The following is an 11738-nucleotide window of genomic DNA, read 5'->3' on the forward strand; positions in this document are numbered from 1 at the left end:
GGGCTTTTTCATGCTCAACCGTTAATAAAGGATCCGAGTAACAACACCCCGCCATAGCCCAGCGTATAGGCAGCCAGCAAGTGAAGGGCGTAGCGCATGTAGGTGCCAAAGGTGAGTCCCTGAATCTTGCTCATGGCCACAATGCCTGCGGCAGAGCCGATCACCAGCAAAGAACCGCCCACGCCCACGGCGTAGGTAAGCCCCATCCATTCCGCAGGGCTCATATCAATCCCGGATTTCAGCAACGCAGCGGTCAACGGAACGTTGTCGATAATCGCCGAGAAAATGCCCATCAGATAATTGGCGTAGACCGGCGGCAGTACGTCATAGATGGCTACCAGCGAATCCAGCGCGTGGATTTCCTTGAGCATACCCACCAGCAACAGAATACCGAGGAAAAACAGCAGGGTTTCGAACTCGATCACCCGAATGTATTCCAGGATCGGGTCCAGGTCTTCGTCGCTGCTCATGAACCGGGACACCAGGAACATGATAGAAAGACCGAACAGAAAGGTAAGAACCGGCGGGATGCCAAACAGGGCATTTCCGCTAATGGTGCCGATAATGGTCGCCAGGAACAGAATCGCGATGATCACATCAACCTTTCGCACTTCATTGGAGCTGGCTTGCAGCGTCACCGTTCCGGACAGCCCGCCGGAGAGGAACACCGCCAGGATAAACACCGTGATCGAGGCCGGGATGGCCAGTGTCAGCAATGTCAGAATCTCTACCTTGTCGGCCAGGAAGATCATCAGCGTGGTTACATCGCCGGTAATCAGCGAGACACCACCGGAGTTCACCGCAAACACAACCAGAACAATAAATTGCAGGCGTTTCTTGAGTTCAAGGTTCAGGGACAGGATCAGTGAGCAGGAAACGAGGGTAGCGGTGATATTGTCCGCCAGGGACGAGAACACAAAACAGAACAGCCCGGTGAGGAACAGCAATCGGCGTTCCGTCACTTTGCGTGGCATGATCAGGTAGATCATGTTCTCGATCATGCCTTTCTTGTTCAGGTATGCCACGAAGGTCATCGCCGCCACCAGGAACAACCAGAGCCCGGCAATCTCGGCAACACTTTCAGACAGCCCGGCTGAGACCGCGGCAGTTTCATCCGGGCTGACACTGAAAAGAAACAGCAACACCCAACTCAGGGTGCCAAAAAACAGGGTCGTCTTTGCCTTATTAACGTGGATGACTTCTTCGAAAATCACGCCAAGAAGCGCAAGCACCGCAACCGCAATCAGAACAGCATCAAGAACTGGCATCTCAGGATCCTGAACCGCAGAAAAGGAATGGCTGCCTGTGAATGAGCCGCCGGGAAAGTCGTTGGCGATTCTAAACCTGTATGGCGCTTATCACAAAGTCTCCCAGTCAGATATCGTATTTAACATAATATACATTATGCGCAGTACGGTATGGGGGTATCTGTTCAAACAGGTAAGCCCTTCATGTCGTCAGAATGGCAAACACAGGCCCCGCCGTATTTCACAGAAATGCCTCTAAAGCTTCAATCAGGCCCTGGTGGGGATTCTGCACACGCAGCCGGCCACTTTCTTGCTCTGTGATAACGGTAAAACGCAGAACAACCTGGCCGGCCATCACAATCTGCACGGGCTGGCCCAGGTTTGCCCTGGTCATTTCGCGGAGCTCAGCTCGGCCCTGTTCGTCCAGAACAATCCATAGAAGCCCGTCATCCGAGATCGACGCTTTCTCCACCCGTTCGACAGGCACGGAAAACTCCACGACTGCAGTTTGTTCATCCCATAGCGTCTCTGCACCTGAAGGAACCGCAAACAGGCACACCGAGAACGCAGCGGCGATTACCAATCCCGATAAGCCGTTTTTTATATTCATAACTCGCTGAAACTCCATTTTCGTCGCATCAATTGAAGCAGAGAGATTGCTGAGGCGCCGAAACGCTTGAGAGTTACTGCATGAAGAGTTGGCGATAACTCACTGAATTTTATACACTCTCATTATGTCCAATATTTAGGAGTATTGGGCATTTCAGGCTTCCCCGACTGTACAACACACTTCGCAAACAAGGCTGCCCAGATGAACGCCAGGCCCGGATTTCCCGGTTTTCCGCTGTTTGATACCGCTGATCTCATCCACGAACAGGCCGAGCTTGCGCTGTATCCGGATCTGCGTGCAGCGCTGGATGCGGTGCCCATCAACCCGGACAAAGCCCGTCAGGACTTCTACACCGCCCGCCGCTTCCTCGAAAAATACAGCGATGTTTCCGGCACATACAACCGTTTTCGAAGCGAAATCCAGCGTTTTCTCAACTACACCTGGCTGATTGCCCGCCGTCACCTTGCCCAGGCAGACAGCGACCTGATCACAGGCTACTTTGCCTTTTTGAAAACACCTCCGGCGCCCTGGATATCCCGCGGGATCTATCCTGCGTTTACTTCACAGGCGGACCTGCGCCGCTCAAACCCGGACTGGCGGCCCATGGCGCTCCGGTCCAAAGCCGTGCAGGCGCCCTACTCTGTTACCCAGGCCAGCCTGAATGCCAGCCGCACCGCCTTGCAGACCTTCTTCAAATACCTGGTGGCCCACGATTATCTGCCCAAAAATCCACTGATTGATGTCCGCAAGCGGGACCGGAACGCCAAACCCAACCTGAATCAGGACCGGGACGCCGAAGTGCGGCGGTTGACGGACTGGCAATGGTCGTTCCTGCTGGAAACCCTCACTGAACTGGCGGACAGCAACCCGAAATTCGAGCGTAACCTGTTTGTGATCGTCACCATGAAAAGCCTGTTCCTGCGGGTCAGCGAACTGGCACCGCGGCCGGTGGACCGGAACCAGGTGCGTACCCCCTGCTTTGGTGATTTCCGCCGAACCATTGTCGATGGCGAACCCTACTGGGTGTATTCGGTGTTCGGTAAAGGCGACAAAACCCGGCAAGTTACCTTGCCAGACGCCTACCTGGATTACCTGAAGCGCTGGCGAGGCCATCTGGGCCTGCCTTCTCCGTTGCCGGTGCCCGGAGAATCCACGCCTATTCTGCCGTCCGCGAAAGGTAATGCCATCGGAAAACGACAGGTGCAACGCATCTACGAGCAGGCAATGGTTGCCACCGCAGACCGGATGGAGCGCGAAGGCTATCTGGATGAAGCCAGGCAAATGCTGGCGATTCGCTCCGAAACCCACTATCTGCGCCACACCGGTGCCAGCCAGGCCATCGAGGCCGGGGCGGATATCCGCCACATCAGTGAAGAGCTCGGCCACGCCAATGCCACCTTCACGGAATCCGTCTACGTAAACTCGGAACAGGCCCGCAGGCGAACAGAAGGCCGTCGCCGGCGGGTGTAACTGCTGGTTCTGTTAAACGATGCCCAGCGATTGGTTTACCCCGTCACGAATTTCGCGGTAGCGCTCGGCATCGTTGGCAAGGATTTCCAGGTTATCTTCCGGAAAGATTTCTTTTAGCTTGCTCCTGGCTTTCTCTGTGTTTAACCGCGCCGGCATCAACTGTTCCAGTGCGCGCAACATCACTTCCGGCGAAACCGAGGCTCCGGGCGATGCACCCAGCAAGGTGCCATAGGTCTTGTCGCTGGAGACGATTATCTCCGTGCCCATCTGCAGGTCGCCATCTTTAATGATCTGTACCCGCTGCCCGGCTTCCACGGCTTGCCAGTTGAACTTGTCACCGAGCCCGGGGGCAAACTTCTCCAGCGAATCGAGCATGCTCTGCTCGCCTTTGAAGGTTTCGGAGACCAGGTATTTCACCAGTGGGAAGTTCTCCATGGCCACGTTCAACAGGCCCGGAATGTCGTGCAGGCGCATGGAGCGGAGATAGTCAATAAAGCCCCGGCCTTTCTCAAGAACCGGTTTAAAGGAGGCAAACGGCCCGAATAACAGGTAATGCTGGCCATTGGCCACCCGCAGATCCAGGTGCGGAACAGACATCGGAGGTGCGCCCACTTCTGCCCGGCCATAGGTTTTGGCGCGGTATTGGTCAGCCTGCTCCGGCGTAACCGGCGCCTGCAGGAAACGGCCACCCACCGGGAAGCCGGCGAAACGCCTGGCAAACGGCAAATGGCTCCGTTTCAGTAGCGGGAAGGCGCCACCGCCGGCGCCAACAAACAGTACATCAGCTTTATACTGGGTGGCCGTACCGTTGCGCTCGGTTTCCAGTAACCAGCTGCCGGCCGGGCTGCGGTGTGCCCGCTTTGCGCGTACACCGTACTCAATGGCCACGCCCAAATCCCGGGCAGCGTACGCAGCCATTTGTTCTGTCAGAGAGCCGAAGTTCACATCCGTGCCGGTTTCAATTACCGTGGCAGCCATCTTTTCATGGCGAGGCCGGCCCTCCATGGTGTAAGGGATCCAGCTTTTTATCTCATCAAAATCATCGGAATACCGCATACTTTCGAAGAAATGATGGCCGGACATTTCCTTGTGCCGAAGCGCCAGCTCTTCAATGAAGGATTCCGAGACCAGGGTGCAGTGCTTGGTCTGGTTGATGAACGTGGTGGGGTCTTTAATGGCACCCTTTTCTACCAGGTACGCCCAGAATTGCTTGGCCACGTTAAACTGGGCGTGGATCTTCAGGGCCTTTTCAACGGAGATAACCTCACCGTCTACCGGGGTGTAATTCAGCTCACAGTTGGCTTCGTGACCGGTACCAGCGTTGTTGAATACCCAGGAGTTCCCTGCCCCCGGGCCATCCAGCCGTTCCAGTATGGTGATATCCAGCTCGGGTGCCAGTTCCTTTGCCAGTGTGGCAAGGGTGACACCCATAATGCCTGCGCCGATAACAATTACCTTCATAGCCTGTGCCCGCCCGAGTCGGTTGTAGGAGTTTGTTCATCAAAGCCTTTTGGCCAGTGTACTCCTACTGCTGCATGTGCTCTACATCCTCACGGGCATCACGCAAAAAGGACTCCACGGTTTCTCCGGGCAGCAGCAACTGCTGTTCTATCATCGAATCCCGCCAGTCAGACTCTGCAAAGATGCATCGGTATTCGTTCGGGAACTCTACATAAAGGCGTTTGAAATACTCCCTTGCCCGCACCTTGTTCGGCTCTTTGCGGCGGGATTCCAGTACAGCCATGTTGTACAGCGCCCCGGCCCTGACCTGGTCCGGCTGGCTATCATCTTTGTAAATCCGTTCAAGGCGGCTGAGCACTTCATTCACACCGGTCAGCCGGTATTCCCTGAGGATCTCTGTGGCGGATTCCATCACCCGGTCTTCGCCGTGCCGGCAGGGTGAGCTGGCATGGTCCTGCACATACTGGTTGACGGCCCGCTCTACTTCATGACGGTGTTTGTGGTCCTGCTTCTGTTCATACACAAAGCCGGTACCCACGCCGGTGGCGATGGTGCCGGGCATGCAGCCGGCTACCATCCCGGCCAAGGCCAGGGACCCGGCAACGCCGAACGCCCTGAGAGATTTCATCTGTGTCATCTGGTCATCCCTGATGGTCTGGAATACGTAGGTTACAATCGACGAATGTCGGGTAACATACGATAACGGTCATATCGTACCGGTACCGTGACCCCTGTATTAAAACCGAAAAGGAGTAATCGAATGGCAAATACCAAAGCATACGCCGCCACTACGCCGGATTCCGGCCTGGCCCCCTACGCCATAGACCGCCGGGAGCTGCGGACCGACGACGTAGCCATCGAAATCGACTACTGCGGTGTCTGCCACAGCGATCTCCACACCGTCGAGAACGATTGGGGCGGCTCGAAGTACCCGGTTATTCCCGGGCACGAGATTGTGGGCCGGGTAACCGCCGTGGGGCCGGATGTAAAAGGCTATAAAGAGGGTGACCTGGTGGGCGTGGGCTGCATGGTAGACAGCTGCCGTACCTGTTCCGCCTGCGAATCCGGGCTGGAGCAATATTGCGATGAAGGCTCTACCATGACCTATGGCAGCCTGGACCGGCACGATGGCACCGTTACCCACGGTGGCTACTCGGAGAGAATCGTGGTCGGCGAACGCTTTGTGGTTCGCGTGCCAGAGAAACTGGACCCGGCCGCTGCGGCACCGATTCTGTGCGCGGGCATCACCACCTACTCGCCCCTGAAGTACTTCAATGTCGGCAAGGGCCACAAGGTCGGCGTTCTGGGCATGGGTGGCCTTGGCCACATGGGTGTGAAATTCGCCAAGGCGCTGGGCGCTGAAGTGACTATCTTCACCCGCTCCGAGGCCAAGGTTGCGGAAGCGAAGAAACAGGGCGCAGACCATGTGATCATCTCTACCGATGAGGCGCAGATGAAGGCAGCGGCCAACTCCTTCGACTTCCTGCTCGACACCATTCCGGTGGCCCACGACCTGAACCCCTACCTGAAATGCCTGAAGCACGATGGCACCCATATCCTGGTGGGCCTGCTGACGCCGGTTGAGCCAGCCCTGCAAGCCGGGCTGCTGGTTACCAAGCGCCGGGTGATTGCAGGTTCCCTGATCGGTGGCATGCCGGAAACCCAGGAGGTGCTGGATTTCTGCGCCGAGCACGACATCACCTGCGACATCGAGATGCTGGACATCCGCAACATCAATGAAGCCTACGAGCGCATGAAAAAAGGCGACGTGAAGTACCGCTTCGTGATCGATATGAAGACGCTCAAACAGAGCTGATCAGCCCTCCGAAAGCGCCCGGGCAGGAAATATTCTGCCCGGGCGGTCTTTGACAATCCGCTAATAACCAATCCGGTTGCAAAGGGTTAGCATGGGTCTATTGTTATCGACTCTGACCCTGGACAAGCCGAATGACCTTTGCACGCATTGCCGGAACCGGCTCCTACCTGCCGGACAACATTGTGACCAACAAGGACCTGGAACAGCGGGTAGATACCTCTGACCAGTGGATCCGTGAACGCACCGGCATCGAACAACGCCATATCGCCCTGCCCGGCCAGACTACCGTGGACCTTGCCGAACATGCTGCCCTGAGGGCCATTGAAGCCGCGGGCATCGATGCCAAAGACATCGACCTGATTGTGTTTGCTACCACCACCCCGGACAAGGTCTTCCCAAGCTGCGCCTGTATTCTGCAGGCCCGCCTTGGCATCGAGGGCTGCCCCGCGTTCGATATCCAGGCCGTGTGCAGCGGCTTTGTATACGCCCTGGCCACTGCGGAAAAGTTCATCCGTACCGGCTCCAGCAAGAAGGCGCTGGTGATCGGAGCCGAGGTATTCTCCCGCATTCTCAACTGGGACGACCGGGGCACCTGCGTACTGTTCGGTGATGGTGCCGGCGCGGTTATTCTGGAGGCCAGTGAAGAAACCGGCATTCTGTCTACACACCTGCACGCCGATGGCCGCTATGAAGAGTTGCTACACGTGCCCTGCGGTGTCGCCAACGACTTCGACGCGGTCAAGGCCGGCAAGGCGTTTGTGGAGATGAAGGGTAACGAAGTGTTCAAGGTGGCGGTAAACACCCTGGGCCGGATCGTCGATGAAACCCTGGAAGCCAACCAGATGGAGAAATCCGACATTGACTGGCTGGTGCCGCACCAGGCCAACCTGCGGATTATTTCCGCCACCGCCCGCAAGCTCGGTATGTCGATGGACCAGGTTGTGGTCACCGTTAACCGCCATGGCAACACGTCCGCCGCCTCTGTGCCCCTGGCGCTGGACGAAGCCGTTCGGGATGGCCGCATTCAACGTGGCCAGGTGGTGTTGCTGGAAGCGTTTGGCGGGGGCTTTACCTGGGGCTCCGCCCTGTTAAGGTACTGATCCATATTCTCTAAGGTGCTTTATTTATTTATTTTTAGTATTTTTAGTTCTTAACAACCTTTGCTAGATTGCTCCTCAGATTCACTGATTCCAATCTGAGGAGCTTTCCATGAAACACCTGCTAAAAGGATTTGCACTGGGCGCTGCCCTGCTCTCCGCCCAACCAGCCCTTGCCGCTGACCGGGAGCTACTCAATACCTCTTACGATATTGCCCGCGAGCTGTTCGCCGCCTACAACGTGGAATTCAAGAAGCACTGGCAGGAAAAGACCGGTGAAACCCTTGAAGTTAACCAGTCCCACGCCGGTTCGTCCAAGCAGGCCCAGGCCATCATTCAGGGCCTGAAAGCCGATGTAGCTACCTTCAATCAGGTAACAGACATCGACATCCTGCACGAACGCGGCAACCTGATCCCCGAAAACTGGGCCGAGCGCCTGCCCAACAACAGCTCCCCCTACTATTCCACCATGGCGTTCCTGGTTCGCAAGGACAATCCGAAGAACATCCAGAACTGGGATGACCTGGTTCGCGAAGACGTGGCCCTGGTAATGCCGAACCCGAAAACCTCCGGTAACGGCCGTTACACCTACCTGGCCGCGCTGGGTTATGCCCAGGACACATTCGGCGACGATCAGGACAAGGTTGACCAGTTCCTGGCGGATTTCCTGGGCCAGGTACGGGTATTCGACAGCGGCGGCCGTGGAGCCACCACCACCTTCGTTGAGCGTGGCATTGGCGATGCGCTGCTGACCTTTGAATCCGAAGTACTCAACCTGGCCGACCGTCTGGGCGATGAGTACGAAGTGGTCACCCCCAACGTGAGCTTCCTGGCCGAGTTCCCGGTCACCTGGATTGATGACTACGTAAGGCAGAACGGCACCGAAGAACTGGCGAAGGAATACCTGACCCATCTGTATTCTGAAGAATCCCAGCGCCTGCTGGCCGGCTTTAACTACCGGGTTCACAATGAGGTTGTGAAAGCCGAGAACGCCGACCGCTTCAAGGAGCTCAAGCTCAAGTCCATCGATGAAATCGCCGGTGGCTGGGAAAACGCCATGAAGGTTCACTTCACCAGTGGCGGCAAACTCGACCAGCTGCAGCGTCGGCGGTAAGAGGCGAGCATGTCGGTATCCGCTCAAGCAGGCGCCGCCCCCGTGCGGCGCTTTGCCGGTCGAAGCAAACGGGTGTTACCGGGGTTTGGTCTGAGCCTCGGTATTTCCCTGTTCTTTGTCAGCCTCGTGTTGCTGCTGCCCCTGACCGGGCTGGTCGTGGAAACCTCCGGCATGACCTGGGATCAGTTCGTATTCACCATCACCGATCCCCGGGTGATCGAATCCTACAAGGTGACTCTCTGGACTGCGCTGGCAGCCTCGTTGTTCAACGGCCTGTTCGGGTTGCTCCTGGCCTGGGTGCTGGTGCGCTATGAATTCCCCGGCAAGCGGCTGATCGATGCGGTTGTCGACCTGCCCTTCGCCCTGCCCACGGCGGTTGCCGGCATCACCCTGGCTACCCTGTTCGCACAGAACGGCTGGTATGGCCAGGCGCTGGCAAAAGCCGGTATTGAGGTTGCCTTTACCCCGCTGGGTATCGTGGTTGCCATGGCCTTCACCAGCATTCCGTTTGTGGTGCGCACCGTTCAACCGGTACTTGAAGAATTGTCTCCGGCCGATGAAGAGGCCGCTGTCAGCCTTGGTGCCTCCGATGCCCGGGTTTTCCGGAAAGTGATTTTCCCGTCCCTGTGGCCAGCCCTGGTGACCGGCATTGCCTTGTCCTTCACCCGCAGCCTTGGTGAGTTCGGCGCCATTATCTTTATTGCCGGCAACACCCCCTATGTCAGCGAAGTGACCAGCCTGATGATCTTCGTGCGCCTGCAGGAATACGACTACGCCGCCGCCAGTGCCATTGCCGCTATGGTCTTGTTGGTCTCCCTGGTGCTGCTGTTCGCCATCAATCTGTGGCAAGGCCGGTATCTGCGCCGGCTGGAGGGTCGATAGATGTCGACGGAACAGCACAGAGTCGGTGACCAGCCCTGGGTTCGCCGAAGCCTGATCGGCCTGGCGGTGAGCCTGACCGTGATCCTGCTGGTCATTCCGGTGGTGGTGATCTTTACCGAAGCGCTGAGTGCCGGCTGGAGTACCTTCAGCGATAACATTCTGGACGAATACAGCCTGCACGCCATCGGGCTGACGCTGCTGGTAGCCCTGCTGACGGTGCCACTGAACCTTGTTTTCGGTACCGCACTGGCCTGGGCCGTTACCCGGTTCCGCTTTCCCGGCCGCAAACTGCTGATCACCCTGATTGATATTCCGTTTGCCGTGTCTCCGGTGGTGGCCGGTTTGCTTTACCTGCTGCTGTATGGACGCAACGGCTGGCTGGGTGGCTGGCTCAGCAGCCACGATGTTCAACTGATGTTTGCCTGGCCCGGCATTGTCATGGTCACGGTGTTTGTGACCTGCCCGTTCGTGGCCCGGGAACTCATTCCGCTGATGCAGCAACAAGGCAGTGAAGAGGAAGAAGCCGGCGTGGTTCTGGGCGCCTCCGGCTGGCGGATTTTCCGCAAGATCACCCTGCCTAACATCAAATGGGCACTGATTTATGGCGTGGTACTCACCAACGCCCGGGCCGTGGGCGAGTTTGGTGCGGTGTCTGTGGTGTCCGGCAATGTTCGCGGACAAACCAATACCTTACCGCTGCATGTTGAACTGCTTTATCAGGATTACAACGTGGCCGGCGCGTTTGCCGCGGCCTCGCTGCTGGCGGCTATCGCCATACTGACACTGATCGCCAAGGCCATTGTGGAATGGCGACAGTCCCGAATTGAACACCCGGCGCCGAAAACAGGAGGTGCATGATATGAGCATCACAATCGATCGCATCAAGAAATCTTTCGGCAAGTTCCAGGCCCTGAACGATGTCTCGCTGGATATACCGGAAGGCAAGCTGACCGCCCTGCTCGGGCCATCCGGTTCCGGCAAGACCACCTTGCTGCGGATTATTGCCGGGCTGGAATCGTCGGATTCCGGCCGGGTGCTGTTTGGTGGTGACGATGTCAGTAACCTGCACGTTCGGGACAGAAACATCGGTTTTGTTTTCCAGCACTACGCCCTGTTCAAGCACCTGACGGTCGCCCAGAACATCGCCTTCGGCCTGGAATCCCTACCCCGCAGGAGCCGGCCCTCGAAGCAGGAAATCAACGCACGGGTAGCGAAACTGCTGGAAATGATTCAGCTGCCACAGCTGGCAGACCGCTATCCGGCCCAGTTGTCCGGTGGCCAGAAGCAGCGGGTCGCGCTGGCGCGGGCCCTGGCTACCAAGCCACGCATCCTGCTGCTGGACGAGCCGTTCGGCGCGCTGGACGCCAAGGTACGTAAGGATCTGCGCCGCTGGCTGCGTGCCTTGCACGATGAATTCCACTTCACCAGTATCTTTGTAACCCACGATCAGGAAGAAGCGCTGGAACTGTCTGACCAGGTGGTCGTAATGAGTCAGGGCAAGGTGGAGCAGGTGAATAGCCCGACTGGCCTGTATGCCCGCCCCGAAAGCCGCTTTGTGTTCGACTTCCTCGGTCACGTAAACGTGCTGTCCGGTGTGGTGAAAGGCCAGAGCCTGGTGCAGGGCAACGCGCGGGTGGCCTTGCCCGGTGTGGTGAATAACCAGGAAGCCCAGTTGTACCTTCGCCCCCACGAAGTGCAGCTGGCCAAGGCCCCGGTGGCCCACGCCCGCTTGCCGCTGCGGATTGAAGCCATCAGCCTGATTGGTTCGGAGGTGCGTATCGAGCTGGCTCCGGAAGGCTGGGAAAGCAATGAAATCTGGGAAGTGGGCATGAGCCATGGCGAGTTTGCCCGCCATAACCCCACCCGGGGTGAATTGTGGTACGCCATCCCTGCGGTGGGCCATCTGTTTGCCGGAGACAGCGCCCAGCCGGAAACCGTCGACTGGCACAGCACGGCCCATGCCAGCGCTGCCAATATGTGAGCATCCCGGCCATCGGATCTGATTGAAACAGTCTTTTGGTTCCGGCGTTAGCCGGTTATA

General features: G+C 57.5%; 11 protein-coding genes. 7 read left to right on the forward strand and 4 right to left on the reverse strand.

Annotated features, from left to right (window positions below):
* Nucleotides 1-14: 14 nt before the first annotated feature.
* Together nhaD and B2589_RS12700 are read right to left on the reverse strand one after the other, a co-directional pair.
* Entirely contained in the window at nucleotides 15-1268 is a 1254-nt protein-coding gene (nhaD, locus tag B2589_RS12695; RefSeq protein WP_286816810.1) for a sodium:proton antiporter NhaD, read from the reverse strand.
* A gap of 220 nt (nucleotides 1269-1488) precedes the next feature.
* Nucleotides 1489-1857, reverse strand: a complete 369-nt coding sequence (locus B2589_RS12700) for a hypothetical protein (RefSeq protein WP_286816811.1) — start codon at nucleotides 1855-1857, stop codon at nucleotides 1489-1491.
* 201 nt (nucleotides 1858-2058) lie between these two features.
* Between B2589_RS12700 and B2589_RS12705 the strand changes: the two genes are divergently transcribed.
* Complete coding sequence (locus tag B2589_RS12705) at nucleotides 2059-3327, forward strand: tyrosine-type recombinase/integrase (RefSeq protein ID WP_286816812.1); 1269 nt, start codon at nucleotides 2059-2061, stop codon at nucleotides 3325-3327.
* A gap of 12 nt (nucleotides 3328-3339) precedes the next feature.
* Here the strand turns inward: B2589_RS12705 and B2589_RS12710 are convergent, their stop codons facing one another.
* Nucleotides 3340-4788: a malate:quinone oxidoreductase gene (locus tag B2589_RS12710; RefSeq protein ID WP_286816813.1), complete on the reverse strand. Its 1449-nt coding sequence runs from the start codon at nucleotides 4786-4788 to the stop codon at nucleotides 3340-3342.
* Between the two features lie 64 nt (nucleotides 4789-4852).
* Entirely contained in the window at nucleotides 4853-5425 is a 573-nt protein-coding gene (locus B2589_RS12715; protein WP_286816814.1) for a hypothetical protein, read from the reverse strand.
* A 123-nt stretch (nucleotides 5426-5548) separates the two neighbouring features.
* On the opposite strand from B2589_RS12715, the gene B2589_RS12720 reads away from it, so the two are divergent.
* The 6 genes from B2589_RS12720 (at nucleotide 5549) to B2589_RS12745 (ending at nucleotide 11678) form a co-directional block, all read left to right on the forward strand.
* Nucleotides 5549-6604, forward strand: a complete 1056-nt coding sequence (locus B2589_RS12720; RefSeq protein ID WP_286816815.1) for an NAD(P)-dependent alcohol dehydrogenase — start codon at nucleotides 5549-5551, stop codon at nucleotides 6602-6604.
* A gap of 131 nt (nucleotides 6605-6735) precedes the next feature.
* Complete coding sequence (locus B2589_RS12725; protein WP_286816816.1) at nucleotides 6736-7704, forward strand: beta-ketoacyl-ACP synthase III; 969 nt, start codon at nucleotides 6736-6738, stop codon at nucleotides 7702-7704.
* Nucleotides 7705-7813: 109 nt separating this feature from the next.
* On the forward strand, nucleotides 7814-8815 hold the full coding sequence (cysP, locus tag B2589_RS12730; protein WP_199457500.1) for a thiosulfate ABC transporter substrate-binding protein CysP: 1002 nt from the start codon (nucleotides 7814-7816) through the stop codon (nucleotides 8813-8815).
* 9 nt (nucleotides 8816-8824) lie between these two features.
* Entirely contained in the window at nucleotides 8825-9697 is an 873-nt protein-coding gene (gene cysT / locus B2589_RS12735; protein WP_286816817.1) for a sulfate ABC transporter permease subunit CysT, read from the forward strand.
* Nucleotides 9698-10555 (forward strand): sulfate ABC transporter permease subunit CysW, encoded by an 858-nt coding sequence (gene cysW / locus B2589_RS12740; RefSeq protein ID WP_286816818.1) that lies wholly within the window; start codon nucleotides 9698-9700, stop codon nucleotides 10553-10555.
* 1 nt (nucleotide 10556) lies between these two features.
* On the forward strand, nucleotides 10557-11678 hold the full coding sequence (locus tag B2589_RS12745) for a sulfate/molybdate ABC transporter ATP-binding protein (RefSeq protein ID WP_286816819.1): 1122 nt from the start codon (nucleotides 10557-10559) through the stop codon (nucleotides 11676-11678).
* The last annotated feature ends 60 nt before the right edge of the window (nucleotides 11679-11738 follow it).

Origin of the sequence: Marinobacter sp. UBA3607 (assembly GCF_002375525.1) — a bacterium.
Taxonomy (GTDB): Bacteria; Pseudomonadota; Gammaproteobacteria; order Pseudomonadales; family Oleiphilaceae; genus Marinobacter; species Marinobacter vinifirmus.

What these genes read in the sequence shown, in the direction of transcription:
- cysP (WP_199457500.1), top strand. Translation starts at nt 7,814, where the DNA reads ATGAAACACCTGCTAAAAGGATTTGCACTGGGCGCTGCCCTGCTCTCC.
- B2589_RS12710 (WP_286816813.1), bottom strand. Translation starts at nt 4,788, where the DNA reads ATGAAGGTAATTGTTATCGGCGCAGGCATTATGGGTGTCACCCTTGCC.
- nhaD (WP_286816810.1), bottom strand. Translation starts at nt 1,268, where the DNA reads ATGCCAGTTCTTGATGCTGTTCTGATTGCGGTTGCGGTGCTTGCGCTT.
- B2589_RS12705 (WP_286816812.1), top strand. Translation starts at nt 2,059, where the DNA reads ATGAACGCCAGGCCCGGATTTCCCGGTTTTCCGCTGTTTGATACCGCT.
- cysW (WP_286816818.1), top strand. Translation starts at nt 9,698, where the DNA reads ATGTCGACGGAACAGCACAGAGTCGGTGACCAGCCCTGGGTTCGCCGA.
- B2589_RS12700 (WP_286816811.1), bottom strand. Translation starts at nt 1,857, where the DNA reads ATGAATATAAAAAACGGCTTATCGGGATTGGTAATCGCCGCTGCGTTC.
- B2589_RS12720 (WP_286816815.1), top strand. Translation starts at nt 5,549, where the DNA reads ATGGCAAATACCAAAGCATACGCCGCCACTACGCCGGATTCCGGCCTG.
- B2589_RS12725 (WP_286816816.1), top strand. Translation starts at nt 6,736, where the DNA reads ATGACCTTTGCACGCATTGCCGGAACCGGCTCCTACCTGCCGGACAAC.
- B2589_RS12745 (WP_286816819.1), top strand. Translation starts at nt 10,557, where the DNA reads ATGAGCATCACAATCGATCGCATCAAGAAATCTTTCGGCAAGTTCCAG.
- B2589_RS12715 (WP_286816814.1), bottom strand. Translation starts at nt 5,425, where the DNA reads ATGACACAGATGAAATCTCTCAGGGCGTTCGGCGTTGCCGGGTCCCTG.
- cysT (WP_286816817.1), top strand. Translation starts at nt 8,825, where the DNA reads ATGTCGGTATCCGCTCAAGCAGGCGCCGCCCCCGTGCGGCGCTTTGCC.